The 24,359-nt window shown below is 42.1% G+C and carries 30 protein-coding genes and 1 other annotated feature; of the genes, 7 read left to right on the top strand and 23 right to left on the bottom strand.

Translation table 11 applies throughout. The features are described 5' to 3' along the window. Nucleotides 1-315: 315 nt before the first annotated feature. The 3 genes from pflA to eno form a co-directional block, all read right to left on the bottom strand. Nucleotides 316-1,110 (bottom strand): pyruvate formate-lyase-activating protein, encoded by a 795-nt coding sequence (gene pflA / locus OCV47_RS14740; RefSeq protein ID WP_262655816.1) that lies wholly within the window; start codon nucleotides 1,108-1,110, stop codon nucleotides 316-318. Nucleotides 1,111-1,112: 2 nt separating this feature from the next. Continuing rightward, a complete protein-coding gene (gene pflB / locus OCV47_RS14745) occupies nucleotides 1,113-3,365 on the bottom strand; it encodes a formate C-acetyltransferase (protein ID WP_317244433.1) in 2,253 nt (750 codons plus the stop codon). Between the two features lie 306 nt (nucleotides 3,366-3,671). Beyond that, complete coding sequence (gene eno, locus OCV47_RS14750) at nucleotides 3,672-4,967, bottom strand: phosphopyruvate hydratase (protein ID WP_262655818.1); 1,296 nt, start codon at nucleotides 4,965-4,967, stop codon at nucleotides 3,672-3,674. A 183-nt stretch (nucleotides 4,968-5,150) separates the two neighbouring features. Between eno and OCV47_RS14755 the strand changes: the two genes are divergently transcribed. Genes OCV47_RS14755 through OCV47_RS14770 form a run of 4 tightly spaced genes read left to right on the top strand, consistent with a single transcriptional unit; the run spans nucleotide 5,151 to nucleotide 7,559 of the window. Beyond that, nucleotides 5,151-5,585, top strand: coding sequence for a hypothetical protein (locus OCV47_RS14755; protein WP_262655819.1), 435 nt, complete (start codon nucleotides 5,151-5,153; stop codon nucleotides 5,583-5,585). Nucleotides 5,586-5,602: 17 nt separating this feature from the next. Beyond that, nucleotides 5,603-6,406, top strand: coding sequence for a zinc ribbon domain-containing protein (locus OCV47_RS14760; RefSeq protein ID WP_262655820.1), 804 nt, complete (start codon nucleotides 5,603-5,605; stop codon nucleotides 6,404-6,406). Next, a complete protein-coding gene (locus tag OCV47_RS14765) occupies nucleotides 6,403-7,149 on the top strand; it encodes a zinc ribbon domain-containing protein (protein WP_262655821.1) in 747 nt (248 codons plus the stop codon). The genes OCV47_RS14760 and OCV47_RS14765 overlap by 4 nt, the downstream gene beginning before the upstream one ends. Continuing rightward, nucleotides 7,146-7,559: a hypothetical protein gene (locus OCV47_RS14770; RefSeq protein ID WP_262655822.1), complete on the top strand. Its 414-nt coding sequence runs from the start codon at nucleotides 7,146-7,148 to the stop codon at nucleotides 7,557-7,559. Before OCV47_RS14765 ends, OCV47_RS14770 begins: the two co-directional genes overlap by 4 nt. Here the strand turns inward: OCV47_RS14770 and OCV47_RS14775 are convergent. From OCV47_RS14775 to OCV47_RS14805, 7 genes are all read right to left on the bottom strand, one after another. Continuing rightward, on the bottom strand, nucleotides 7,553-8,539 hold the full coding sequence (locus OCV47_RS14775) for a DUF4981 domain-containing protein (protein ID WP_262655823.1): 987 nt from the start codon (nucleotides 8,537-8,539) through the stop codon (nucleotides 7,553-7,555). The genes OCV47_RS14770 and OCV47_RS14775 overlap by 7 nt on opposite strands. A gap of 50 nt (nucleotides 8,540-8,589) precedes the next feature. After that, a complete protein-coding gene (gene rplT / locus OCV47_RS14780; protein WP_117447852.1) occupies nucleotides 8,590-8,946 on the bottom strand; it encodes a 50S ribosomal protein L20 in 357 nt (118 codons plus the stop codon). A gap of 26 nt (nucleotides 8,947-8,972) precedes the next feature. Continuing rightward, nucleotides 8,973-9,170 carry a 50S ribosomal protein L35 gene (gene rpmI, locus OCV47_RS14785; protein WP_117447853.1) on the bottom strand — a complete coding sequence of 66 codons (198 nt, stop codon included), beginning with the start codon at nucleotides 9,168-9,170 and terminating at the stop codon, nucleotides 8,973-8,975. A gap of 53 nt (nucleotides 9,171-9,223) precedes the next feature. Further along, nucleotides 9,224-9,718 carry a translation initiation factor IF-3 gene (gene infC / locus OCV47_RS14790; RefSeq protein ID WP_117447854.1) on the bottom strand — a complete coding sequence of 165 codons (495 nt, stop codon included), beginning with the start codon at nucleotides 9,716-9,718 and terminating at the stop codon, nucleotides 9,224-9,226. 304 nt (nucleotides 9,719-10,022) lie between these two features. Then, the gene (locus tag OCV47_RS14795) at nucleotides 10,023-10,337 is read right to left on the bottom strand and encodes a DUF1540 domain-containing protein (RefSeq protein WP_262655824.1); all 315 of its coding nucleotides are present in this window, start codon (nucleotides 10,335-10,337) and stop codon (nucleotides 10,023-10,025) included. Between the two features lie 83 nt (nucleotides 10,338-10,420). Continuing rightward, complete coding sequence (gene thrS / locus OCV47_RS14800) at nucleotides 10,421-12,382, bottom strand: threonine--tRNA ligase (protein ID WP_117447856.1); 1,962 nt, start codon at nucleotides 12,380-12,382, stop codon at nucleotides 10,421-10,423. Between the two features lie 3 nt (nucleotides 12,383-12,385). After that, nucleotides 12,386-12,589 (bottom strand): hypothetical protein, encoded by a 204-nt coding sequence (locus OCV47_RS14805; RefSeq protein WP_256297345.1) that lies wholly within the window; start codon nucleotides 12,587-12,589, stop codon nucleotides 12,386-12,388. Nucleotides 12,590-12,704: 115 nt separating this feature from the next. Continuing rightward, nucleotides 12,705-12,915 (bottom strand) — a binding site (T-box leader). Nucleotides 12,916-13,061: 146 nt separating this feature from the next. Between OCV47_RS14805 and OCV47_RS14810 the strand changes: the two genes are divergently transcribed. Then, nucleotides 13,062-14,300, top strand: a complete 1,239-nt coding sequence (locus OCV47_RS14810; protein ID WP_262655825.1) for a hypothetical protein — start codon at nucleotides 13,062-13,064, stop codon at nucleotides 14,298-14,300. A 34-nt stretch (nucleotides 14,301-14,334) separates the two neighbouring features. On the opposite strand, the gene OCV47_RS14815 is transcribed toward OCV47_RS14810, so the two are convergent. The 6 genes from OCV47_RS14815 to OCV47_RS14840 form a co-directional block, all read right to left on the bottom strand. Beyond that, complete coding sequence (locus OCV47_RS14815; protein ID WP_262655826.1) at nucleotides 14,335-15,108, bottom strand: YdcF family protein; 774 nt, start codon at nucleotides 15,106-15,108, stop codon at nucleotides 14,335-14,337. Continuing rightward, the gene (locus OCV47_RS14820; RefSeq protein WP_256297351.1) at nucleotides 15,108-15,608 is read right to left on the bottom strand and encodes an SEC-C metal-binding domain-containing protein; all 501 of its coding nucleotides are present in this window, start codon (nucleotides 15,606-15,608) and stop codon (nucleotides 15,108-15,110) included. The genes OCV47_RS14815 and OCV47_RS14820 overlap by 1 nt, the downstream gene beginning before the upstream one ends. A gap of 390 nt (nucleotides 15,609-15,998) precedes the next feature. Continuing rightward, nucleotides 15,999-17,192 carry a site-specific integrase gene (locus OCV47_RS14825; RefSeq protein WP_262655827.1) on the bottom strand — a complete coding sequence of 398 codons (1,194 nt, stop codon included), beginning with the start codon at nucleotides 17,190-17,192 and terminating at the stop codon, nucleotides 15,999-16,001. Between the two features lie 106 nt (nucleotides 17,193-17,298). After that, on the bottom strand, nucleotides 17,299-17,577 hold the full coding sequence (locus tag OCV47_RS14830) for a ParB N-terminal domain-containing protein (RefSeq protein ID WP_262655828.1): 279 nt from the start codon (nucleotides 17,575-17,577) through the stop codon (nucleotides 17,299-17,301). Between the two features lie 4 nt (nucleotides 17,578-17,581). Next, a complete protein-coding gene (locus OCV47_RS14835; RefSeq protein WP_262655829.1) occupies nucleotides 17,582-17,752 on the bottom strand; it encodes a hypothetical protein in 171 nt (56 codons plus the stop codon). 231 nt (nucleotides 17,753-17,983) lie between these two features. Further along, nucleotides 17,984-18,316, bottom strand: a complete 333-nt coding sequence (locus OCV47_RS14840; RefSeq protein ID WP_262655830.1) for a hypothetical protein — start codon at nucleotides 18,314-18,316, stop codon at nucleotides 17,984-17,986. A gap of 301 nt (nucleotides 18,317-18,617) precedes the next feature. Between OCV47_RS14840 and OCV47_RS14845 the strand changes: the two genes are divergently transcribed. Continuing rightward, nucleotides 18,618-18,842, top strand: coding sequence for a helix-turn-helix domain-containing protein (locus tag OCV47_RS14845; protein ID WP_262655831.1), 225 nt, complete (start codon nucleotides 18,618-18,620; stop codon nucleotides 18,840-18,842). A 624-nt stretch (nucleotides 18,843-19,466) separates the two neighbouring features. Here OCV47_RS14845 and OCV47_RS14850 read toward each other — a convergent pair. The 6 genes from OCV47_RS14850 to OCV47_RS14875 all read right to left on the bottom strand — a co-directional run bounded on the left by OCV47_RS14850 (nucleotide 19,467) and on the right by OCV47_RS14875 (nucleotide 22,434). Continuing rightward, nucleotides 19,467-19,799 (bottom strand): hypothetical protein, encoded by a 333-nt coding sequence (locus tag OCV47_RS14850; protein WP_262655832.1) that lies wholly within the window; start codon nucleotides 19,797-19,799, stop codon nucleotides 19,467-19,469. Between the two features lie 98 nt (nucleotides 19,800-19,897). Further along, nucleotides 19,898-20,119, bottom strand: coding sequence for a hypothetical protein (locus OCV47_RS14855; protein ID WP_262655833.1), 222 nt, complete (start codon nucleotides 20,117-20,119; stop codon nucleotides 19,898-19,900). A gap of 323 nt (nucleotides 20,120-20,442) precedes the next feature. Further along, a complete protein-coding gene (locus tag OCV47_RS14860; protein WP_262655834.1) occupies nucleotides 20,443-21,252 on the bottom strand; it encodes an ATP-binding protein in 810 nt (269 codons plus the stop codon). Continuing rightward, nucleotides 21,176-21,940, bottom strand: a complete 765-nt coding sequence (locus tag OCV47_RS14865) for a helix-turn-helix domain-containing protein (protein ID WP_262655835.1) — start codon at nucleotides 21,938-21,940, stop codon at nucleotides 21,176-21,178. Before OCV47_RS14865 ends, OCV47_RS14860 begins: the two co-directional genes overlap by 77 nt. Beyond that, nucleotides 21,891-22,226 (bottom strand): hypothetical protein, encoded by a 336-nt coding sequence (locus tag OCV47_RS14870; RefSeq protein ID WP_262655836.1) that lies wholly within the window; start codon nucleotides 22,224-22,226, stop codon nucleotides 21,891-21,893. The genes OCV47_RS14865 and OCV47_RS14870 overlap by 50 nt, the downstream gene beginning before the upstream one ends. Before the next feature lie 10 nt (nucleotides 22,227-22,236). After that, nucleotides 22,237-22,434, bottom strand: coding sequence for a hypothetical protein (locus tag OCV47_RS14875; RefSeq protein ID WP_262655837.1), 198 nt, complete (start codon nucleotides 22,432-22,434; stop codon nucleotides 22,237-22,239). A gap of 119 nt (nucleotides 22,435-22,553) precedes the next feature. On the opposite strand from OCV47_RS14875, the gene OCV47_RS14880 reads away from it, so the two are divergent. Then, nucleotides 22,554-23,255, top strand: coding sequence for a helix-turn-helix domain-containing protein (locus OCV47_RS14880; protein ID WP_262655838.1), 702 nt, complete (start codon nucleotides 22,554-22,556; stop codon nucleotides 23,253-23,255). Nucleotides 23,256-23,429: 174 nt separating this feature from the next. On the opposite strand, the gene OCV47_RS14885 is transcribed toward OCV47_RS14880, so the two are convergent. Then, complete coding sequence (locus OCV47_RS14885; protein ID WP_262655839.1) at nucleotides 23,430-24,113, bottom strand: YkgJ family cysteine cluster protein; 684 nt, start codon at nucleotides 24,111-24,113, stop codon at nucleotides 23,430-23,432. Nucleotides 24,114-24,359: the final 246 nt, after the last annotated feature.

Raw genomic sequence — 24,359 nt, forward strand, 5'->3', positions numbered from 1 at the left:
TGCTTTCTAAGTTTGTCAACAACTTTTTTATTTATTTTTCAATCTTTCGATTGAAGCTTTGTGTTTCTTGCTGTCTCTCTCAAACAGCTTCATTATATTATCATCCGTCCCAGCATTTGTCAACAGTTTTTTTCATTTTTTTACAAAATCCCCCATTCTGGAATTTCTTCTGGATTCCAGATGAGGGATTTTAATTTATCTATCCAATCTTAACGCTTTATACATTCCAATTTCTTCATCCGTTGTACCTGATCGTCTTCATCTTCCATATGATCAGCCGTCATTAAGTTGCGAATCAGCTCGACCGTTTTCCCTCTATTTCTTCGCATTGCCAGAAGGGACGGATAAAAAACCAGAAAACACCGTCCCCAACGGTATCCCCACAAGTGCTTCGGCTTCTTTCATTTCTTCTTCGGTTGGTGTTGGCACACCATCCAGCACATATGGGATCCCCAGGTTTTCCCATTTTGCCCGGCCCATAGTATGGTATGGGAGGAGTTCGACTCTGGTAACGGTCTTCAAACTGTCAAGGAATGCTTTCATTTCCAGCAGTTCTTCTCTGGAATCAGTCAGCCCTGGCACGACCACATGGCGAACCCACATTTCTTTTCCATGATCGGAAAGCCATCTGGCCATCCCCAGTATAGGTGCATTTTCCATTCCGGTAAGCTTCTTATGCTTCTGTGGATTCATTTCTTTTAAGTCTAGCATAACCAGGTCGGTGACTTCCATAAGACGCTCAAAGCCTTTCACAGGAAGTCTGGCTGAGCCGAAGATACTGCCCGCCGTGTCCAGCGCTGTGTGTACCTTTTTTTCTTTGGCCAGGGTGAACAGTTCTGTCACAAATTCCCACTGCAGGAGTGGTTCTCCTCCGCTGACGGTGATACCGCCATGAGCCTGGCCTTTTTTCTTCCAGTAATTCTTATACCGGTATGCCTGCCGGAACAGCTCCTCTGCTGTCCACCAGCTGCCGCCCTCTGTCGTCCAGGTCTCTGGATTGTGGCAGTACTGACAGCGTATGGGACAGCCCTGAAGAAAGATCACATAACGTACTCCCGGCCCATCCACCAGACCAAAGCTTTCTAATGAGTGTACCTTTCCTCTTGTCATGATTACACTCTGGTATGACAGGTTCTTGCCAGAACATCCATCTGCTGTTCTCTTGTCAGGTCAATAAATTTCACAGCATAGCCTGATACACGGATAGTGAAGTTAGCATATTCTTCTTTTTCCGGGTGTTCCATGGCATCGATCAACTTTTCTCTGCCAAATACATTCACATTCAGATGATGTGCACCCTGATCGAAGTAGCCGTCCATGATCTGTACCAGATTATCGATCCGCTCCTGTTCACTATGGCCCAATGCATCCGGGTTCATGGTCTGTGTATTGGAGATACCATCCAGTGCCCATTCATATGGAAGCTTTGCAACAGAATTCAGCGAAGCAAGCAGACCATTCTGTTCTGCACCATAGGACGGATTAGCTCCAGGAGCCAGCGGCTCCCCTGCTTTTCTGCCATCTGGCATACTGCCGGTTGCTTTTCCGTATACCACATTGGAAGTAATGGTCAGAATCGAGGTGGTCAGTTCTGAATCCCGGTAGGTATGCTGCTTTTTCAGCTTATCCAGGAAGGTCTTTAACAGCCATACTGCAATGTCGTCAGCCCGGTCATCATCGTTTCCGTAACGTGGGAAATTCCCTTCTGTTTCATAGTCCACCACCAGTCCGGACTCATCACGGATGGTCTTTACTTTTGCATATTTGATGGCACTCAGAGAATCTACCACATGAGAAAATCCGGCAATACCGGTTGCAAAGGTTCTCCGTATATCGGTATCTATCAAAGCCATCTCTGCTGCTTCGTAATAATATTTATCATGCATATATTGGATCAGATTCAGAGTATTTACATAAAGTCCTGCCAGCCAGTCCATCATCTGATCATACTTTTTGATCACTTCATCATAATCCAGATATTCAGAGGTGATCGGTTTGTAATCTGGTCCCACCTGTTCTCTGGACTTCAGATCAATACCACCATTGATGGCATAAAGCAGGCATTTGGCCAGGTTCGCTCTTGCTCCGAAGAACTGCATCTCTTTTCCGGTCTGTGTCGCAGATACACAGCAGCAAATGGAATAATCATCCCCCCATATTGGTTTCATCACATCGTCATTCTCATACTGAATGGAACTGGTGCGGATGGAAATATCAGCTGCATAGTCCTTGAAATGCTCAGGCAGGGAAGAGGAATACAGTACGGTCAGGTTTGGTTCCGGTGACGGTCCCATATTTTCCAGAGTATGCAGGAAACGGAAATCATTCTTGGTTACCATGGAACGTCCATCCATGCCCATGCCGCCCACTTCCAGGGTAGCCCATACCGGATCCCCGGAGAACAACTGATTATAAGAAGGAATTCGTGCAAATTTCACCATACGGAACTTCATAACCAGATGATCGATCAGCTCCTGTGCTTCTATCTCGGTCAGTGTACCGTTTTTCAGATCTCGCTCAATATAAATATCCAGGAACGTAGAGATTCTTCCCACGCTCATCGCTGCACCATTCTGTGTCTTAATGGCTGCCAGGTATCCAAAATACAGCCACTGTACGGCTTCTTTTGCATTCTTTGCCGGCTGGGAAATATCATATCCATAAGCAGCTGCCATTTCTTTCATTTCGCCCAGTGCCTGATACTGTCTGGAGATCTCTTCTCTCTGACGGATGATATCATCAGTCATGGTTCCATTTCCGCAGTTGGCAAAGTCTTCTTTCTTCTTTTCCATCAGGAAATCAATGCCGTACAAAGCCACACGACGGTAGTCACCTACGATACGTCCTCTTCCATAAGTATCTGGCAGACCGGTGATAATCTTGTTGTGGCGGGCTTTCTTCATCTCCGGTGTATAAGCATCAAATACTCCCTGATTGTGGGTTCTGCAGTATTTTGTAAAAATCTCATGAAGCTTTGAATCTGGTTCGTATCCGTTGGTAGTGCAGGCCTGTTCTGCCATATTAATTCCGCCAAATGGCATAAACGCCCGTTTCAAAGGCTTGTCTGTCTGAAGTCCAACCACCTGCTCCAGATCTTTTAATTCTTCGCTGATATACCCCGGCTTGTGGGCAGTAATCCCGGATACAATGTGGGTATCCATATCCAGGACACCACCTTTGGCCCGTTCTTCTTTCTGGAGCTCGGAAAGCCTGCCCCAGAGTTTATTTGTTGCTTCTGTGGGATCTGCCAGGAAGGACTGATCTCCTTCGTATGGCTGATAGTTTTTCTGTATAAAATCACGGGTGTTGATCTCTTCTTTCCAGATACGGCCTTCAAAACCGTCCCATTGTGTAAATTCTTTCACGCTGCTATCCATCCTTTCTCATTTACCTGATGCTGTATTTTCCTGTCCGGGTGATGTCACCTGGGCAGATCATGCCATCACATCATTTAATCTTTAGTGTTTCCTCTAATCTATATTATTATTAGAGTTTTAAAAGGCTTTTCGTAGTTAGTATTGTCCAACTTTTTTGCACGAATATAGCATAACTGTTTTCTATTTTCCACATCAATTTCTCATGTTTTTCAAAAAAACAAGGCCAGTGAAATTCGATTCCACCGCCCTGTCCTATACTGTCATGTTCGGTTTTTCATTCGCTGTTTGACCATTTTATTTTACATGAAATGCCTTCATACCCGGATATACCGCTGCCGCTCCCAGCTGTTCTTCAATGCGGAGCAGCTGATTGTATTTTGCCACACGTTCCGAACGGGATGGTGCTCCGGTCTTGATCTGGCAGGTATTTAAAGCCACTGCCAGGTCTGCGATTGTAGTATCCTCTGTTTCTCCTGAACGGTGGGAGGCAATCGCGGTATACCCGGCCTTGTGAGCCATCTTGATTGCTTCCAGAGTCTCAGAAACGGAGCCGATCTGATTCAGCTTAATCAGGATAGAATTACCGCATCCCATCGAAATTCCCCTGGAAAGTCTCTCGGTATTGGTCACGAACAGGTCATCTCCTACCAGCTGTACTTTATCACCGAGTTCCCCGGTCAACTTCTGCCAGCCTTCCCAGTCTTCTTCATCCAGTGCATCTTCGATGGAAATAATCGGATATTTTTCTACCAGTTTTTTCCAATGCGCAATCAGCTGTTCAGAAGTATACACAGTTCCTGCTTTTGGCAGTTTGTATTCCCCTTTCTTTCCCGTCTTCCACTCGGAAGATGCAGCATCCATGGCAATTCGGAAATCTTTTCCCGGTTCATATCCGGCTTTTTTCACTGCTTCCAGAATGGTTTCGATCGCTTCTTCATCGGAAGCCAGCGCCGGAGCAAATCCACCTTCATCACCAACTGAGGTTGCCAGACCTCTTTCCTTTAATATAGAAGCAAGTGCATGGAATACTTCTGCACACCAGCGAAGTCCTTCTTTAAAGGATGGTGCTCCCACCGGCATAATCATGAATTCCTGTACATCCAGCCCGGAAGACAGCGCATGGCAACCTCCATTGACAATATTCATCATCGGCACCGGAAGGCGGTTGCCACTGATACCGCCAAGGAAACGATACAGCGGAATATTCAATGCGGCAGCTGCAGCTCTGCAGCAGGCAATGGAAACAGCCAGAATCGCATTTGCTCCCAGTTTGGATTTATCTTTTGTGCCATCTGCTTTGATCATGGCTGCATCTACTGCATAGATATCCGATGCATCCATACCGCAGATTGCTTCGTTGATTTCTTTATTGATATGATCTGCTGCTTTCTGAACACCTTTTCCCAGATAACGTTCCTTATCATTATCGCGCAGCTCCAGTGCTTCAAATTCTCCCGTGGATGCGCCACTTGGCGCCATACCTCTGCCAACAGAACCATCTGCCAGATATACCTCTGCTTCTACGGTTGGATTGCCTCTGGAATCCAGAATCTCCCGGCCAATTACTTTTTCAATTTCTAAATAATCCATCTTCCGACACCTCTTTTTTATTTGTTGTTAGTCTTTTCTAACTAAATGTTAGTATATACTAACTTTAATATTCTTGCAACAGTTTTATGAATTTTATCTTTTCAAATTTGACATTTTTCTATTCATGAAGTAAACTAGATTTAATTATTTTTATAAAGATTTTATATTTTGTGCGGAGAAAATATGATGTGGAAAAATGAGGTATATCGTCAGCTGCGTAGTCAGCATCTGTTTGAAAATGAAGCTCATCAATCACGTTTTAAAGAATTACTGGACTGTTATTCCCAGGCAGTTTTTTTCACTCCAGGTCTATGTAAGTGTATGTACCTTTCCTGTTGGGACGAGGAACACTTTGTTATCATGCTGGATATGTTGAATCAGTTAAAACTGAAAGATCATATGACGCTTTCTGATATGAACGAGAACGGAAAGCTGATGGTCGAAGAAATGCCTGACGATGATTATGAGGCTACGATCATGCAGTTATCCTGTAATTTTCTTTCCGGCACGCCTTTTGATCAAACCAGCCTGCCGAAAAATTTCGATCCAAAAGGCCGCCACATTATCGAACAGGCCCTGAAGGCCTCTGCTGTGATTGACAGCATTCCAAGATCGTAATTCATCAGGAGGTTCTTATGTATTGCAAGAACTGTGGGGCAAAGCTTTCCAGTAAAGACACCGCCTGCCCTTATTGCGGTTACACCAGCCCGGAGAAGGACGAGGCCGTCTATATGGAACATCTAAATGATCTGCTTAAAGAAACAAAAGATCTTGCAGATGTCCCTGCCAGAGAATATAAATCCGAAATAAAACAGCAAAGCCGCCGTGCACTGAAGATTTTTCTGATCGTGGCGGCTGTTTTTCTGATTCCTGCCGGCCTTTTTTCTTTGTATCGGCTTTATGATTCTTATCGATCTCATCAGGAATATCTGGAAGAAACCAGGTTTGAGAAAAAATATTTTCCACAACTAAACGAATTATACCAGAATGGTTTTCTTCAGGAATCTTACGAACTGATGATTTCTCTTTCCGATAAAAGGGGATATGGTGCCATTTTCCACTGGAAGCATTATCCATTCTTATCTTTTTACGGAGACCATCTTCTTTTGCAGGAAGTCCAAAAAGATCTGGATACCGGTCAGTCCCTGACAGAATCCGATCTTTGCGTTACCTTTTACCATGCGATGGCTATAACTCGTGAAGCGCCATCTTCCAGAGATTATCGCAATTTTTCCGAGAAAGAGAAGTCCGACTTTCTGATCTGGCAAACAGAGTGTAACGATTTTTTGCAGGCGGTGTTTAATTTATCTTCCGCTGAAGCGGATAACCTGTATCCTTCCCTTTGCGATTATAACGCACTGATGTATTCTGAATGCAAAAAATATGTCCACTCCGTTTTTACAGATGTCGTAACAAGCACTGATGGAGGAATCTTATGAAATGTCCACACTGTGGTTCTCCTATTCGTCTGGAAGATAAATATTGCAGCTATTGCGGACTCCCAAACGATCTGGCCACTCAGCACCAGAAGGATATGAACCGTTATCAGAAAAAATTTAATCAGACACGTTTTGAAGTTCTGAACAGCACCAGAAATACAAAGAAAAAGCTGGCGTCTTTTCTTGTTCTTTCTGTCATGGTGTTGCTCATCATCGCCTCTTACCAGTTCGAAGACGTATCCTGGCGTCTGGGGCGCTACCTGACGACACGGCAGATTCAATCTCACAAAACAAAACATCTTGCTGCTCTGGAAACTATCATTGCCGATCAGGATCCTCTTCGGTTTACGGAATACTACGACCGTTATTCCCTGTACCTGTCCGATGACTTTGATTCCTATTATGCAGTGAAGGCTATTTCTTCCTCCTTTGAGAATGTGTTCCAGTACGTCTCGGATCGGCTGAGTGACCCGGAAACTTATGATAAAGATTTCGAATCTCGCAGACTTCGCACTCTCGCCAGTGATCTGAATGATATCTTCCAGATCGAAGATGCTTACACTTATCATCAGAATCTCTATTTTTCCGAAAAAAATCTGGAATATATTCATGCTGTTCAGGACGATACCCGGGCCATTCTGATCACTTATCTTGGTCTTACCGAAGAGGAAGCAGATACCTATGTCAATCCTTCTTCTTCCCGTCAATACGACTTGCTGGAAAGGAGTGTGTCAGCCTCATGAAACGAATCAAAGCCAAAAAGAAGTTTTCTTTTTTTACACTGGCGGTATTACTTCTTTCTCTGGTGCTCGTCAGTCGCGCAGCCTCCTGTATCGAAGACCTTCGATATGGTTTTTTCTACAGTACCAGCTATTCTGCCCAGGATTATCAGTATGCCTTGCAGTATAAAGAATATCCTTATCTGAATCGCATCTGCCGTAGAGATACCAGTTCCAGCTCCGATCCTTTTATTCAGGCCTGTCATGGTATTTCAGATTACTATGAAGCGGCGATTCTTTATCATGCATATGACAAAGCAAAAAATAACGCCGCAGCTCAAACCGAACTGCAGCGTATGAATGCCTGCGAAGCGTCTTATCCCGACTATGAAGAATACTTCCGGGATATTAACCAGCTTCTTGCTTCTTACTGATTCTCATTCTCCAGTCTCTCATAGAGATTGGAGATTTTTGTTTCTGCCGTTGCAATGACATACCCCTTCGGAGCCCAGATCACATCCTTTTTCAGACACAAACTCACCTGATACCGATATTCGCCAGATTCCGCAGGGCACCGAAATGGGATATCCACAAATTTACTGGTTCCAGCCGGGACGTCTGTGCACAACTCATTTTCAAAGCATTTTTTTCCAGAACTGTCCAGAATCTCATAATGAAGGTTATATTCCGATGCATTAACAAACGTACTATGATTTTCAATCAATACACCTGTCTGTACCACCTGAAGTTGAAAATCTGGGTTCTTCTCATTTTCCCGATTCAGATCTAATCTGGCACGCAGCCACCCTGCATCTGCATCCCGTCCGTCTTCCAGCAAATAGATCCCATATTCTCTGCACCATCTCTCCAGCTGGGGACTTCTTTTATCTGAGTTTATCAAAAGTGTGTTCTTATAAGTCTGTTTCATTATTCGAAGAAACTGCTGTATTTCCGACTCCTTTTTCCCCTCCGGCAGAGCATCTGCACGAAAGTTCACCTCTTTTCCATTGATACAGGTCTGTCCCCCCACGATCTTCCAATCGCAAAACGCCAACGACTCTGTTCTGCGATCATGACTGAAATTCTCTCCTTCCAGAATCTCCAGAATGAGTTGATAACAGTAAGGATCTTCTGCATTCCAGAGCTTCGGCTGTTCTACTCTCATGCAGAAAGAGTTCTCATTCTCCAGTGGAAGTGGAAAAATACGATCTTTTTCATTCCCTTCCGCATCCATAACGCAGGCGCATAGCACAGGCTCTGTGTAGGATTCCGGTCTGGTCAGATACAATCCGGTCTGATTTTCCAAAGCCTGTTTTTCAATACCATCAATCAAAGTGGTCACTTCCACATTTCCCGTACAGGTCAGTTCATCCCATGTCACTTTTGTTGCAATCTTATCTATTCTGTATTTCATATTCACCTGTCAAAAAAATCCCCGGCAGTACCGGGGATTTTCTATTTCAATTATGCAAGCTTGCTCTTCGCAAGTTCTGCCAGTGTTGCGAATCCTTCTGCATCATTAACAGCCATATCAGCCAGAACTTTTCTGTTCAGTTCTACACCTGCAAGCTTCAGACCATACATAAATTTGCTGTAGGACAGTCCGTTGATTCTTGCTGCTGCGTTGATACGAGCGATCCACAGCTGTCTGAACTGACGTTTTTTCTGCTTACGTCCTGCATATGCGCTGGTAAGTGCACGCATTACAGACTGTTTTGCGATCTTATACTGTTTGGAACGGGCTCCTCTGTAGCCTTTAGCCAGTTTTAATACTCTGTTATGTTTCTTTTTAGCGTTCATTCCGCCTTTAATTCTTGCCATGTCTTATATTCCTCCTCAAACTCTTCTTATAAATACGGTAAAATCTTCTTCATGTTCTTGAAGTTTGTAGCATCTGTCATAGTTGCTTTTCTAAGATTTCTCTTTCTCTTAGTGGACTTCTTTGTTAAGATATGGCTCTTATAAGCTTTATTTCTTTTTAATTTACCTGTACCTGTTTTTTTGAAACGTTTTGCAGCTGCTCTGCTTGTTTTAATTTTTGGCATTGTGAATTCCTCCTTAAATAAATGGTTATTTTACCTGTTCGTCAGTCCGATGTCTAACGTTTTTCAGTTAAAAACATTGTCATGCTTCTGCCCTCAACCTTTGGAGCTTTATCTATCTGAGCAATATCCTCCAGCTCTTTGGCAAAATCATCCAGAATGTGCTTGCTGGCCTGCATATGAGCCATCTCACGACCACGGAAACGTAAGGTAACTTTTACCTTGTTGCCCTTCGTCAGGAACTTTCTGGCTGCTGAGATCTTTGTATTTAAATCATTCACATCAATGTTTGGAGAAAGACGCACTTCTTTTACTTCAATGGTCTTCTGCTTCTTCTTCGCTTCTTTTTCCTTGCGAAGCATTTCATAACGATACTTTCCATAATCAATAATCTTGCATACCGGCGGCTTTGCCTGCGGTGCAACCTTAACCAGGTCAAGATCCGCTTCTTTTGCAAGCTTCAACGCATCTCTGGAAGACATAATCCCCAGCTGTTCTCCATGTTCTCCGATCAGACGGATCTCTTTATCTCTGATCTGCTCATTAATCATTAAATCGCTAATTGTAGTACACCTCCATACATTGTGACTGCAGCACCCTTTATCCACGCATAAAAAAAAGTGGATAAATACATCCACTCCATAATATACTTATAGCCAGCCTTCTAATGCTATAAATCATATAAACCGACAGTCATATTCTTTCATGCTGCGGTGAGAGCGGATCCTCTGCTTTGATTTCCTTCATACTTTGACATCATACCATGTGTTTTTCTGGTTGTCAACCAATTTTTATATTTTTTATGTAACAGTCCAGCCATATAGCTGGATAAAACCAGATGGCCGAACTGTTGTTTTACTGTTTTTCAAACGTACTGCATTCCGTCTGGGTACAGGTACATGCAGACTGTCCAGAGATATCTACCTGTCCTGCCATACAGCGGTTGTTTTCATTATAATGGCATTTGCATGCAGTACAGTCAATCTGTACCATTGCAGATGGGGTCCCTACAGAGTTTTTATAGCTTCCTTCTCCTGCCTCTTTAAAGCTGGAGCAACAGGTTTCGCAGGCAGTCTGAGCCTCATCTCCCTGAACCAGGATATCTCCTTTGGAACAGTATTTGTCTTCATTATATACACAGTTCTGTGCACTACATGATAATAACGGCATGCTATTACCTCCTTTTCTTTTTATAAGAGATAGTATCTGCCGTTATCATCTTTTTATACAGCTTTCTGATTTTTCCAGTCAGATTATTTCTGTTCTTCCACTTCGATCTTACGAATCTCTTTGGTGCGAATCTCTTTGCACAGTGCATCGATGAATTCTCCCAGATCTTTCTGTCCCTCATCGCCCAGATATCTGCTTCTTACAGAAATCTTCTGCTCTTCTTCCTCTTTTGCTCCAACCATGACCATATATGGTACACGAGCCATACGCGCATCACGGATCTTCCAGCCGATCTTTTCAGAACGGTTGTCCACAGAAGTACGGATTCCGTTTTTCTTAATCTCTGCATTTACTTTTTCTGCATATTCTGCATATTTTTCAGAAATAGGCAGTACACGTACCTGTTCCGGGCAAAGCCATGTCGGGAACTTGCCGCCATAGAATTCAATCAGCCATGCCAGTGTTCTCTCGTAGCATCCGATAGATGTTCTGTGGATAATGCATGGACGAATCTTTTCGCCGTTCTCATCAATATAGTACATATCAAACTGTTCCGCCAGCAGAGCATCCCACTGCACAGTAATCATGGTATCTTCTTTTCCGAATACATTCTTCGCATTGATATCTACTTTTGGTCCGTAAAATGCTGCTTCTCCTACATCCTCTACAAATGGAACTTTCAGATCAGTCAGAATCTGACGAATATCTTCCTCTGTCTCATTCCATACATCGGCATCACCAATATATTTATCTCTGTTATTTGGATCCCATTTTGACAGATGATAAGTAACTTCTCCATCCAGTCCCAGCGTCTCAAGGCAATATTTGGCCAGGGCCAGACAACCCTTAAACTCTTCGACCATCTGATCTGGTCTTACAATCAGGTGGCCTTCTGAAATAGTGAACTGACGTACACGGGTCAGGCCATGCATCTCCCCGGAATCTTCGTTACGGAACAGGGTAGATGTCTCACCAAGACGAATTGGCAGATCGCGGTAAGAATGCTGTGTTGCCTTGTATACATAATACTGGAACGGGCAGGTCATTGGACGAAGTGCAAATACTTCCTTATCTTTCTCTTCATCGCCCAGAACAAACATACCATCCTTATAATGATCCCAGTGTCCGGAGATCTTGTACAGATCGCTCTTTGCCATCAGTGGTGTCTTGGTTCTTACATAGCCCCATTCGTTATCCTCCAGATCTTCAATCCATCTCTGAAGTTCTTTTACCATGATCACACCCTTTGGCATCAGCAGAGGCAGACCCTGTCCAATGACATCCACGGTTGTGAACAGTTCCATTTCACGACCCAGCTTGTTGTGGTCACGCTTCAGTGCTTCTTCTCTCTGTTCCAGATATTCTTTTAATTCATCCTTGCTTGCAAATGCAGTTCCATAAATACGGGCCAGCATCTTGTTTTTCTCATTTCCTCTCCAGTATGCACCTGAGGATGAGATCAGCTTAAACGCCTTAATATGTTTGGTATTCATCAGATGTGGTCCTGCACACAGATCTGTGAATTCTCCCTGGCTATAGAAGGAAATGGTTGCATCCTCCGGCAGATCCTGAATCAGTTCTACTTTATATGGTTCTCCCTTTTCTTCCATAAATTTAATAGCTTCTGCTCTTGGAAGTGTGAATTTTTCCAGGCGTGCGCCTTTCTTGATGATCTTCTTCATCTCTTTTTCGATGTTATCCAGATCTTCTCTGGAGAATGGTGCATGGTCAAAATCATAATAAAATCCGTTTTCGATAGATGGTCCGATCGCCAGCTTGGCTTCCGGGAAAAGATTCTTCACTGCTTCTGCCAGTACATGGGATGTGGTATGGCGAAGTGCTGCCAGACCTGCCGCATCTTTTGCAGTCAGAATATTCAGTTCACAATCCTTGTCAATTACAGTCCTTAAATCCACTACCTCACCGTCTGCTTCTCCGGCGCAGGCTGCTCTTGCCAGTCCTTCACTGATATCTAATGCAATGTCATATACTGATTTACTTTCTGCATATTCTTTTTTTGATCCATCTTTTAATGTGATAATCATCTGTTAGTCCTCCTCGTCCTCAAATTCGTCTTCATCGTAATAATTCTCATTGTTTGACCCTAATACATTATTACTGAATAATCCCCCCTTGAACGGGGCTGTCAGCCACCCGATCAGAACACCTGCCAGAAGCAGATCTGCGATCAGCAGAGTCTTTTCTGTCATGGTCCAGTCCTGATGCAGAAATTCTTTTACTTTTTCCAGCATAACTTTCTCCTTTCGATTGCCATTGTAACTGTGACTGTCAAAAACTCCAGGAACATTTCTTTCTGTTTTTCTAAAAATGAAATAAAAAAACGCCTCCTACAGCTTTTGGCACACTGTAAGGGACGATATACTCGCGGTTCCACCCTGATTGCTCTTCATAAAAAAATATCTGAAAAGCCACTTCATTAAGATGATAACGGAATCACCGGGCTGGATTAGAGCCACTCAGAGCTGGTCTTCAAATGCTTCCTCATCAGAATACTCTCACCAATCTGTATTCCTCTCTGGGAGATTCCACATTCTACTCTTCTCTTCAACGTTTTATCTTTTTTGATCATATCCCTTTCTTATTTATTTGTCAAGGATAGATTTTTTCTTCTTTTTATGATATCTTACTCTATAAAGAAAGAAAAATGTATCTGTAAAGGTGCTGAACAGATACCAAAAACTTTTATGTATTTAGGAGGGTATCATGAAGAAAAAACTTGCCACATGCCTGCTTGCAGCTATGTACGGATCTATTGTTCTATCTTTTTCCGCATTTGCCGCTGAAGCAGACACCAACACCGAGACCGAGGTTACTACTGAGGCAGAATCTGCATCGGAAACAGAATCCAAAGCAGTTGGCAGTAGTTCCTCTGAATTATCAGATGATCTTTACAGCTTCCAGCTCAAGATTAATTCTGACGTATATTCTTTTCCAATGTCTTACGACGATTTTCTGGCTCTTGGATGGACCTATAAAGATGATGAGACTATGGAGATCCAGCCTAACAGCTATTCTCCGTCCGAGTGTTTCGCTCTGGATGATCTGGAGATTTACGCAACCGTCGTAAATCTTGGTATCAATACCGAACCGGTTACCAAATGTACGATCGCCGGTATCTCCGTTGACTCTTTCCAGATGGCAGATGCTACAGATGTGACCATTGAACTCCCTGGCGGCATTCAGTACGGTGTCTCTACTTTAGATGACATCACAGCTGCATATGGCACCCCAAGCGACACCTACGAAGGTGACCTGTATACAAAGGTAACCTACGAGAAAGATTATTATCAGGATGTGGAACTGTATGTAGACTCTGAGACAGGATTGCTGAATGAAATCGAAATGCGCAATATGGTGGCTGACGATGAGGCAAATGAAGCCGCTGCCGCTGATGTCAGTGACGAACCGACTCCGGAAGTACTTGCATACAAAGCACCAACTGAACTGGGAGATGACCTTACCTCTTTCATCGTAGAATATGCCGGTGACCTGTACCAACTCCCAGCTCCTGTTTCCGAATTCGTGAAAAATGGCTGGACCATAGATAAAGATGATTCCGCTTCCGTGATTGCCGGAAAAGGATACGACTGGGTGTATATGAGCAAAGATAACCAGAATTACCACACCATCGTGCGCAACTATAATGCGAATGCTACCGTTGTGGAGAATTGTTTTGTTACCGATGTGGAAGGAAATGTGAATGATACCAACCTTCCTGTCACCGTACAGAAAGGTCTGACTCTTGGTCTGACGGAAGACGAAGTCGTGACTGCACTGGAAGGTGTAAAATACGAACTGGATGACAGCAGCTCCAGCTTCCACTATTATAATATTGAAGGTTCTGACAGCAGTCTGGATCATGTGCAGATCATTGTAAATACAGAAGAAGATACTGTCATTGGTATTGAAGTATCTTACACACCAAAAACTTTGGATTCATAGTTTTTTCCATAAAAATCAGGGGTGCTATCTTTTCTCAGATATCACCCCTGATTTTTGCTTTTATCACTGCAAAATATTCCCTCACCATATAATGAATCTGCAGCTTCCAGTCTGAAGGTGCTGCTATCCCATATACCTTTTGGTAACCGGCTTTTTCCGCCAGTTTCACTGCCCGGTAAATATGAAAATTATTGGATACCAGTCCGACACTGCAGTTCCATATCCGATCCGTGCTCTGCTCTTTTCGGCTATCTGCAATGATCTGGGCACTGTACACCAGATTTTCTCTGGTGGTAGTCGAACGTTTTTCCAAAAGTAGCTGTGACTTCGGAATACCCGCTTCCGTCAGATACTGGTACATGCATGCTGCTTCTGTGATCTCTTCTCCTGATCCCTGTCCGCCGGACAACACAGCTCTGGTATTCGGATGCTCCTCCAAATATTCACATGCTGTCTCAAGCCGAAGCCGGAGTGCTTTACTGGGAACTGTCTTCTTCACCTGTGCTCCCAATACGATCAGATATTCCAGGTTTTCTTTCGTATGGGACGACATGGCCGCGATCATCTTCCCTTCCGTTATGACAAAAGATACTCCTCCGGCAAGCAAACCGACTACCAGGAGGGCACTGATCACCGTTGGAATTGCCCAGCCTTCCGGATGTAACATTCGATGTCTGAGATAACTGCCCCACGCATAAAGCGCTATTGCTTCCAATAGCCAGATAATACAGAAGTCCACATGCTTCATCGCCAGCAATAGAAAATACAGCAGGCAAATGCTGCCTGCTGCAAACAATATACTGCTCATTATCTTCCGCAGCATTTTTTATATTTCTTGCCGCTTCCGCAAGGACAAGGATCATTTCTTCCGATCTTTGGTCCCTTTACAATGGTATTGGCTTTCTTTGCTTCTCTGTACAGTTCTTTTAACTTCTCCTCAGAGAAAATCTTCTGCCATGCAGGAAGTCCATACAGCCAGTCTGCCTTTGCATCTACCATGTTCTTGTAAAGAAGCTCTTTATCAAACGCAAGACTTACTACGCTGTCTTCTGTCATCTCTTCAATGTTATTCTTGATCTTCAGGCTGTCATCGATACCATCCAGGAATCCAACCATAGTCATAACGGAAATGCCGTATTTATCAGCCAGTTCCTTTACGGTACCTTTTACTTCCTCATCAGGATTTGCCAGCAATTTTTCATAAATGCCTTTTTCGATCATGAAATAGTCTGTCCAGAACTTCTGGAGTTGTCTTTTATCTGTCTGCTGAGAGTACGCCATGTCTCTCCAATCCTGTAATAAACTCATGTTTTAACCATCCTTTTTTCTGTAAATATTGAAACGGGGTAACTGTTCAGTATCTTCACAGATACGAAATGGGATCTTTTGTCAAATCTGCGTACTTCGCCCGTTTAAGCTATAGTATATAACACTTCTCCTGTTTTTTCAAACTTTTTTACCGGAAACTGCATAAACATCCGTTATCCGGCTATACTAGGAACATACCAAAGATAAATTTTTAATACTTATCCTCCCCTTGCAAAGGAAGCAGATTCATCCTTTTTCATCAAGTGTAATTTTCCTTGATTTTAAAGGGTTTCTGCTTCCTTTTTTATTTTTCATTTTCCATCTGTTTTCGTCATTATCGTTTGAATTGGCATAAAATTTGGCATAAAATTGGCACACAATTTTCCCTCATTATGCTATAAAAATTTCTTTTTCAATCCGCTCCATTTCTTTTTTCGCCCGGACATCATCACAGTGATTATAAACATCCATGGTCACCGCTATGTCTGAATGTCCCATGATCTTCTGTAACACTTTCGGATCAATGCCAGCTTCTGCCATTCTGGTACATCCGGTGTGCCTGAGTATATGCATGGAGATCATCGGAAACGGATCTGATGCATGATCCTTATTATAGGCTGCAATAATCCGTTTCAGTGTACTGTCGATATTTGCCTTGGTTAATGGTCTGCCATTCTTACTTACAAAAATAAAATCCCGGTATCCGTCTATCTCATACTCTGACCGGCGCCCCAATAGCATCATAAGTCTTTTCTGTTCACTCAATGACTTTCTCATGGATTTGGTCAATGGAATGTCCCTTACTCCACTTTTGGTCTTCGGTTTGGAAATATAGTAGTGTGCATGGCTGTCTCCCTTGATATACTCATAGATTAACTGATGGTCAACATGCAAGATCCCATTTACCTCGTCCACATCATTCCAGGTTAAACCAGATAGCTCCGATACTCTCAATGCGCTCTTAATGGCAAATGAGAACATTGGATAGTAAATATTGTATGTATTACTGTTCTTGCAGAACATCAGGAATTTATTCTGCTCCTCTATCGTCATGGCTACACGCTCCTTTCGTTTTCCCTGTATCCCTTTCTTGGCTTTTCTGGCCACATTCTTTCTAACAATATCGTTATCGACTGCCATCTGCAGGCAGGCATTAATCAGATTGTGGATCATGTCAATAGATCCCTGAGCAAAGCCCTGTTTCACCATATCACTGTACACCCTTGTGAGGTCCATCTGCTTCAGATTCTTTGCCTTTAGTACTCCAAGCCCCTGTGATACATGCTTTTCCCATGTTCTGAGGTAGGTGCTTCTGGATGTTCTCTTGATGTTACTTTTTGTATCCAGATAGATATTAAACAACTCATTTAGAGTAATATCCGCCATCTCGTTGTTAATGCCATCTTCCAGATTCCTTTCAATCTCCCGCTCTTTCTTCCTGAGTGCCTGCAGATCTGCATCATACACAGCGCAGCGCTTTCCCGTTCTGATATCTGTATATCGGTAGCAGTAGCGTCCTGCTGCATTCTGGGTTTCACCTGTGCGTAGGTTTCTCCCTTTACTGTCTTTTCGTTTCTCCGCCATTCATTTCACCCCTTTATAGAAAAATGGCAGCAGGACTTTTTGCACCGCTGCCATTCTCTCTGTAATCGTTATATTGCCTGTAAATTGATGTTTCTATGTTTGTGGCTTATCCTCTGCCTTTATCCCTTTTATTGTTTCCTGTCCATTCTGTGAGGTCTGAGAGGTATTTATCTGTCTGGGCAGTAACCGGAACGTCTGTTAATTCAAATTTCTTCGCCAACAAATACCCACAGTACCCATCTATCAGATATCCCTGCGGATTCACCACAATATCAAATTCAGCCAGACCACTTCTCAGATATGTCCATTCCTTACGGTCCATTTTTCTCGCCCGTGGTGGATGCAGCAGGAAATGAGGATATATTTTAATGTCCTGTACTTTCATGGTTCTACTCACGGAGATAGAGATACAGAAGAAATTTATAGGTATGTTTTAAATGCTCTGGATCAGTTACTTTCTGTATCAGTTCATTTATCCAGTCCTTGTACTGCTCTAACTCCTGTTCCTTTGATAAGCTCACCGGTTCGTTATTTTTGACTGTATTATTTATTTTTTCCATATCTAGCCTCTTTTTCTTTCTTCATTGCTCTGAGAGGGCTGAATATGCTATAATACGCACAGCCCCTCAATTTATTCGGTTGCCGGGTTACCTGCCCCTATCAGAGTTGCCGCTCTGGTAAGGGCTTTTCATTAATCTGTGATACTTTTCTGATACTTTCTTGATCCTCTGGTTCTTTTTTTCTGAAAAAAATTCGGAAAAACCATTTTGCTCTGCCTCCTCCCAGATTCTTTATTCTGCTACCAGTCTCTGTACCTGTGATCTTCCAAAGAAATGCGCTTTATATACTGCTCCATCCCCTTTACTGCCCCAGATCAGATTGCATCCAAACAATGCTCCGGAACCGTGAATCACTTCATACCCCAGCTTGCGCCATGCTGACCATGTATTGATCTCCTCTGTAACTCCTGCTGCCGCTTTGCCTTTCTCAATACGATCCGCATTGATGCTTTCCGCTTTTGCAGTCAGCCATGCTCTGTGTAATGCTTCTGAAAAATTGATATCTTTGTTCTTCCGGTAATTCTTCCAGGCATTCATCATAATTTTTCTCAAATTGTAACTCATCTTGCAATCTCCTTTCTCTCAGGAAGCCGATCAGCTCCGGCAGGCTTTAAAGTATCTAAGGCATCATGGCCGTCTCAATATCCCCTTATCCTGTTTCCCGGTATCCTGTGAGTGTCTCCGGTACATCTTCCGATCACTTCGTTTTCACTCTTCGCTTTTCTATTTCCTTGATCTGATTATAGTATAACCCTTTTTGGGTTACTTGTCAACCTTTTTGTAATATGTTTTGTATTATTATTCAGCTTTTTAGATTGACTTATAACCTGTTCTTTATTATACTCTAAGTAACAGGAGGTGCATCATGTCTATACATTACATAAATAATGACCAGATTGTTATTGAAATAAAAAAGCTTATGCTTGAAAAGCAAATATCTCAAAGAGAGATTGCAGAACAATTGAATATCAAACCTCAAGGTCTTACCAAATTACTTAATAAAAAAAACTTTGGATTTGAAGATGCTCAAAAGATACTTTCTGCAATGGGTTATGATCTAATCATTGATTTTCAGCAAGCAACCTCATAACAACGCTATTCACGAAAGGATGTGCTATCATAGTCAAACGCCTGTATACCTATGATGATATTCTGAAACTGCCTGACTTTATCCGGGTAGAGCTAATTGATGGCATAATTTGTACCGATGACTGGACTGATCTGGAGATTGACGAAGACGTTTTTTCAGAATCCACCATCTGAGAATCATCATGTTACCTATCGGCTTTCTATCGTCAAAGAGTAGCTGTATCGGCAGCAGGCGAGTATTATTTTGTAGTATGGGAAAATAACAGAAACTGAATAGTGTATTTATCCAGGCAGCCAGTAGAGCGGCTGTGGTTCCCCGGTTCCTGAGCCTTGACAGGAGGGGATGCTTATGAGCGATTATGAGATATTTATGATAATTCTGACGACAGCCAGCTTAATTGTATCTATTCTTACATACACACATAAGAAATAGCCGCCCTGCTCACTGGTAATGAATAGGCGGCTAAATCTTAGCTAAATATGTTCGCCAGGGCGGGGAACCTTAACTTCCCTTACTGACTGTCTTGATAAATATATTATATGCTGGCTTTTGGAATTTGTCAATTTTCCATTTGCCTTTTTCTCGCCTGCTGCCACTTTACCTATTCATCATTCATAAATTCTTTCAGCGTGTAGGTTCTCCCTTCTGCTTCGGTATTTTCCCTGTCTCATACAATTTTTGCAGTTTCAAAAGCATATCAAAAATAAAGATTGCCCTTCGCTTGTATCCGTAGAAATCGTCCGCAGTATACGGCAACCAATATTTGCGATAAAGTCTTTCATAACTGATTCCTTCTACAAGGCTTTCAACAATATATTTTGCTAATTCCGACCGTGACTGTTCCGCCGCAATCTGTACCAGTTCCCGATTCTCCTTCAGTTTGGCCAGCTTCTGTAATTCTTCTGATCTTTCCGTTGAAATTCCATAGTGTACATATCCCATGTGCCGTGTTTTCATTTTGCCTTTCCTCCGTTCTCAAAATATGGTATTTTAGAAACAGAGATGCATCACTGCCGGTTGCCTACGCCCTTACAATCAGCAGTGATGCTACGCTTTTATTTTTTCTCAAGCTCCAACGCCTTTAATATTAGATTGGCAGAATAGAATATGGAATTTGCTTCTTTTGCACTGATCTTCCCATTAAGGACCAGATTATTCACCCTGGCTAAAGATCTTCTAACCTCAGATGCTGAATTCCACCTAAGTTTCTTTACTCCGTCCGCCTGTCGTTCTTTCAACTGCTGCAACTGATATTTTTCAAGATACTGCCCCATCATTCACCACCCCCAGATCTAAAATCTTTACATCCTTCCCCGGTGGGAAAAGAGCAGCTATCTGATGCAATTGTCTGCTGACTGCTGCCTTGTTTTTCGAATATACTCTGATATCCGACTCAGTATACTTTTTTCGGTTCCTGATTAACAGCATACCTTCATATTTTTGCTTTTTCACGACAAAACAAATTGATGCCAATAAAGTTTCACATTCAGTTTGCTTTCCTGCTTTAATTATCATGTTCCGACCTCACTTTTTGCCTATTAAAATTTATGATTTTCCTTGAAAATGGGAGCTTTTCAGACACATACCCACCCATAACACCTTAGTTTTCGTCCAAAACAGATTGCAGAAACGCTCTATTCATCTTTTCAGTCTGCTGCCACCGGATATTCTTTTCTGGCATAAATACCGGAACAGACATTGCATGAATCCTGTCCTTGATTCGTTCGTCCATTCGCAACTGCTCCATTGTAAAATTACTGGTAAAAATAGTTGGCAGCAGGTCTGTACATCTCCGGTTGATCAGCTGAAACAGTGCCGTGTTGATCCAGTCCTTATTTTCCAGCTGCGCCCCAACATCATCAAGGATAAGCAGATCTGCGTTTTTGATACTTTCTTTTCTTCGCATACTATTCTCATCTTTTTGTGAGACGAGCGTGATATAGTCCGGAACAGCTATAAACTTCACGGAAAGATCCTGCTTCCTGATAATTTCATTTGCTAATACACAAGCAAGCAGTGTTTTCCCCGAACCCTTTGTACTGGATGAAATATATAATCCTCGCCCCTGTTTCCGAAACATATCAAAATTAATGATAAATGCATTCACTATTTTTTTCTGTGCAACGCAGTCCTCTTCATATAAGTCCCAGTCAAAGCTACATGCCTGCTTATTCACGTATTCCGCTGGCATACCGCTCAGTTTTCTTCGTTCATCGATACGCTCACCGGTCAATGTCCCAAACGGATAAAAACAGTCAGCCGTCCAGTATCCATTGATATCGAATTGAATCAGTGCCCCTTGGTGTGTGTCCGTCTGAATCCCATGAATAGACTTAACAGTCCCCATCCTTGAGCATTCCTCTGTACCGATCTGAAGCTGGTCGCCGATCTTTATTGTCACTTGCTCCACTTATGTTTATCCCCTTTCTATCTTGATAATTGTTATCCAGAACCTTGGCCATGTTTCGGTCCTTTATTAACCAATCAAAAGTTGCTATCCAATTCCGATCATTTCGCCCCTTCAAAAAGCTACTGCTTTCGGCAAGCTCAAATAAATTTCTAAAGTCATCAATGATATATCCCTGATTTAATCGTGCCTGGATTGCCTTTTTTCTTGCGTCGGAAATCTTAGTAACACGGGGTAACGAAGGACACATTTGATTGTATAGAGTGACTATTGGACTTATAATATCTTTCTTTATATTTAAACTATTAGTTTTTAAACTCTTTGTATTATTAGCTTTATTTTCGACCTCTCGGTTTTCGAGATCTTCATTTTCGAGCGGTCGAAAACCTCCCATCTCGCCTAGCATCTCCTCTCCATGTGTGATACGATAAATATTACGACCATATAGATTCCCGTTATGTTCTCGCACTCTTTCCACAATGCCCTTTTCTAGGAGTTGATTCATGTGCTTTGCAATCCTGTTTTTACTCATACCCAGCTCATAAATCAGTGTGTCGATTGATGGGTAGCAAACATTTTTCATCCCAGCCAAACTTGCCAAGTATGCATAAATGCATTTTGCTTCCGGTGAAATGTCACGGTCACGCATGATCTCTTGGTACACAATCCCCCACCCCTTCCATTTTTTCATTATCGATCTCCAGCTCTTTCAAATATTTTCTTGCTGATCTCAGCGCCAAGAACGTGTGCCTTGCCCTAGCATCCAGAGTACGGACAAACTCACGGACCTCTGCTGCATCCGCCGGCAGGTAATATCCTCCACCACCCCGGGATGTTGAAAGGATCACCGCCCCCTGTTGCCGTTCCTGTGACACAAGAGCCCGAAGATCACGAACATTTCCGCAGCCAGCCATTTCTGCAAGTAATTTAGATGGGATGGCGTTTTGCTTTCCTTTCTTCAAAAATTCAATGACCATATTTATCACCTCATTCCGAAATCTCATCCAAATATTTTCGGATCTTTGCAACGTTCCAGAGTACCCGCCGTCCTACATAAATTTTTGCTCCTGCCGCTATACCAATTTCGGTTGCGGTTTTAATTCCGGCATGTAGTAATGCCTGAAGCCCTGCAGTATCAACTGCTAAATCATTAAATGATGCATTGTGTTCATTTGTTTTTAACATGCTTTCACCTCATATTCACTTCATCTCATTAACTATTTGCTGTTTACAAGTCTAATTGTATCTGATATGATATAGGTAAACAATTACCTATTTACTACTCATTATTGGAGGTGTATCGAATGAAAATAAGTAATAATATACCTATAATTGAACATGAAGATATAATAAACATATTTACTGGAAATCTAAGAACAAAGCGCAAAGAAAAGGGATACACACAAGAGCAGTTAGCTGATATGCTTGGCGTAACAGTCAAAACATATAGATCTTGGGAACAGGACACTTTACCTAAAACCATTGATTTAATCAACCTGTCCATTATTCTAGGATGTGATATAGATTATCTGTTAGGTCGTATAAATACAGACACGCATTTTAAAGCATATATTGATAGGACTTATGCTCTTTCTCAGCAATCATTTAACAAATTATCTTTATTGCATATTTTTTTAACAGAAAAAAACAACAATATACATAAAGAAATAGCCATTGATTGGAAAAATATATTGGACTATCTAATCACTACTGAAAAAGGGAATCTTCTGTTGGATCAAATAAGACAATATGCAACTTCAAGTGATTCAGCTAGCAAAAAATACTGCTATTATGCACTGCTAACAGGAAAAGAGCAACATGGATATAATAAAATTTTAAACTTGAACACTTTATCTGATATTATTTATTCATTAAATGATTTAAAAGATTATATGCACGCTATACGTGCAGAAAAGAATCGTGCAAGATTCCTAGATCAAACAGCAGCCTTTTTTGAAGTTAATGCGCTAGACAAGAAAGAATGTCCCGAACAAAAACGTTTTTAAAATAATATTTTGTATATTCAAAATCATTTGGCATAAAATTGGCATAAAAACAATAAGAGAGCCACCGGTCAGGTGCCCTCTTACGCATATTTAAAGCATATTTTTCAAGTATTAATACTTATCCTCCCCTTGCAAGCCCTGTAGATGCGAAAAATCAGCGCATTTGCAGGGCTTTTATGATTCTTTCTTCTGTTTGAGCACCTGAAGAAGTTTTTTCATTCTGTGATATCGCTCTTCGAACTGATCATAAAAATCCATATTTTCTTTATATACGGTCAGGTAACAGGTATTCAAAAGATAGACTGTCAGCTCTTTGGTCAGCTGTTCATCCTTTGCCTTCTCTGTAAGATCCCGCACCTCTTCCAATAATCCATGCCACTTGCCAATGAATGCTTCGTATTTTTTCAGATTTGGGATCCCCAGCCACTTGCTTACTTTCACCTTTGTCTTATTTTCCTTTGGGCATTCCTGGCTCTGAAGGAAATAATGAAAGCTGCCGTCTTCTTCATAATAGCGTCCAAGCGGGAACATCCTGCAGATTCCTGGGCGGCAGTCATGGATACAGCATCTTCCTTCTTCTGTCAGAAAAGCACATGTTTCTTCTTTTCCTTTCATCATAAGATTTGGCAGCACCACTCCATCCACCATATTCCATTCTACAAATTTTCCAACCAGATCGGGGAATGCAATCCCGATTCCTCTCGAAAGGCTATAAGCATCATAAGGATCCAGCACAATGGATTCTCCCATTCCACTGCAGCACTGGGAGCACCCTATACATCCTCCACAATCCGTTTTTGCCATATCGTTTGCTGTATATAATTTTTTCAAATCTTCTGTTAATACTTCTCGTCTCATATTTTTCTTTTCTGTCAGCTGCCCACGCAGCTGTCCTTTTCTCTGTTATTTTCTTTAGTGTACTGTATCTTTCCCGTTCCGTCAAATTAGTTTTCATTCTTTTCGTTGACCTGCTTTCTCCAAAATGCTAGAATAAATTAACGGAAGAAATCTCATACAAGTCCAGCTAATAAATGTCAATAAGAAATTTAAAAAATATTGATTATATTTTAGGACTAAAAAAGGGCGCACTTATCCCTTGGTGAA

The sequence above is a fragment of the Muricoprocola aceti genome (genome assembly GCF_025567005.1).
In the GTDB taxonomy this organism is placed as follows: Bacteria; Bacillota; Clostridia; order Lachnospirales; family Lachnospiraceae; genus Marvinbryantia; species Marvinbryantia aceti.

Bases quoted from the DNA above. Each gene is read 5' to 3' on its own strand.
- OCV47_RS14820 (WP_256297351.1), bottom strand. From the start codon at position 15,608: ATGAGTTTATTACAGGATTGGAGAGACATGGCGTACTCTCAGCAGACA.
- OCV47_RS14775 (WP_262655823.1), bottom strand. From the start codon at position 8,539: ATGAAATACAGAATAGATAAGATTGCAACAAAAGTGACATGGGATGAA.
- OCV47_RS14830 (WP_262655828.1), bottom strand. From the start codon at position 17,577: ATGAAAGTACAGGACATTAAAATATATCCTCATTTCCTGCTGCATCCA.
- OCV47_RS14765 (WP_262655821.1), top strand. From the start codon at position 6,403: ATGAAATGTCCACACTGTGGTTCTCCTATTCGTCTGGAAGATAAATAT.
- OCV47_RS14885 (WP_262655839.1), bottom strand. From the start codon at position 24,113: ATGAGACGAGAAGTATTAACAGAAGATTTGAAAAAATTATATACAGCA.
- OCV47_RS14760 (WP_262655820.1), top strand. From the start codon at position 5,603: ATGTATTGCAAGAACTGTGGGGCAAAGCTTTCCAGTAAAGACACCGCC.
- OCV47_RS14850 (WP_262655832.1), bottom strand. From the start codon at position 19,799: ATGAAAACACGGCACATGGGATATGTACACTATGGAATTTCAACGGAA.
- OCV47_RS14755 (WP_262655819.1), top strand. From the start codon at position 5,151: ATGATGTGGAAAAATGAGGTATATCGTCAGCTGCGTAGTCAGCATCTG.
- OCV47_RS14770 (WP_262655822.1), top strand. From the start codon at position 7,146: ATGAAACGAATCAAAGCCAAAAAGAAGTTTTCTTTTTTTACACTGGCG.
- thrS (WP_117447856.1), bottom strand. From the start codon at position 12,382: ATGATTATCACATTAAAAGATGGATCAAAAAAAGAATATGCAGAAAGT.
- OCV47_RS14815 (WP_262655826.1), bottom strand. From the start codon at position 15,108: ATGAGCAGTATATTGTTTGCAGCAGGCAGCATTTGCCTGCTGTATTTT.
- OCV47_RS14870 (WP_262655836.1), bottom strand. From the start codon at position 22,226: ATGGTCATTGAATTTTTGAAGAAAGGAAAGCAAAACGCCATCCCATCT.
- OCV47_RS14825 (WP_262655827.1), bottom strand. From the start codon at position 17,192: ATGGCGGAGAAACGAAAAGACAGTAAAGGGAGAAACCTACGCACAGGT.
- OCV47_RS14840 (WP_262655830.1), bottom strand. From the start codon at position 18,316: ATGAGTTACAATTTGAGAAAAATTATGATGAATGCCTGGAAGAATTAC.
- OCV47_RS14835 (WP_262655829.1), bottom strand. From the start codon at position 17,752: ATGGAAAAAATAAATAATACAGTCAAAAATAACGAACCGGTGAGCTTA.
- OCV47_RS14845 (WP_262655831.1), top strand. From the start codon at position 18,618: ATGTCTATACATTACATAAATAATGACCAGATTGTTATTGAAATAAAA.
- eno (WP_262655818.1), bottom strand. From the start codon at position 4,967: ATGGATTATTTAGAAATTGAAAAAGTAATTGGCCGGGAGATTCTGGAT.
- infC (WP_117447854.1), bottom strand. From the start codon at position 9,718: ATGATTAATGAGCAGATCAGAGATAAAGAGATCCGTCTGATCGGAGAA.
- OCV47_RS14805 (WP_256297345.1), bottom strand. From the start codon at position 12,589: ATGCTGGAAAAAGTAAAAGAATTTCTGCATCAGGACTGGACCATGACA.
- OCV47_RS14865 (WP_262655835.1), bottom strand. From the start codon at position 21,940: ATGAAAAAATGGAAGGGGTGGGGGATTGTGTACCAAGAGATCATGCGT.
- OCV47_RS14880 (WP_262655838.1), top strand. From the start codon at position 22,554: ATGAAAATAAGTAATAATATACCTATAATTGAACATGAAGATATAATA.
- OCV47_RS14855 (WP_262655833.1), bottom strand. From the start codon at position 20,119: ATGATGGGGCAGTATCTTGAAAAATATCAGTTGCAGCAGTTGAAAGAA.
- rpmI (WP_117447853.1), bottom strand. From the start codon at position 9,170: ATGCCAAAAATTAAAACAAGCAGAGCAGCTGCAAAACGTTTCAAAAAA.
- OCV47_RS14795 (WP_262655824.1), bottom strand. From the start codon at position 10,337: ATGCCGTTATTATCATGTAGTGCACAGAACTGTGTATATAATGAAGAC.
- OCV47_RS14875 (WP_262655837.1), bottom strand. From the start codon at position 22,434: ATGTTAAAAACAAATGAACACAATGCATCATTTAATGATTTAGCAGTT.
- rplT (WP_117447852.1), bottom strand. From the start codon at position 8,946: ATGGCAAGAATTAAAGGCGGAATGAACGCTAAAAAGAAACATAACAGA.
- pflA (WP_262655816.1), bottom strand. From the start codon at position 1,110: ATGACAAGAGGAAAGGTACACTCATTAGAAAGCTTTGGTCTGGTGGAT.
- OCV47_RS14810 (WP_262655825.1), top strand. From the start codon at position 13,062: ATGAAGAAAAAACTTGCCACATGCCTGCTTGCAGCTATGTACGGATCT.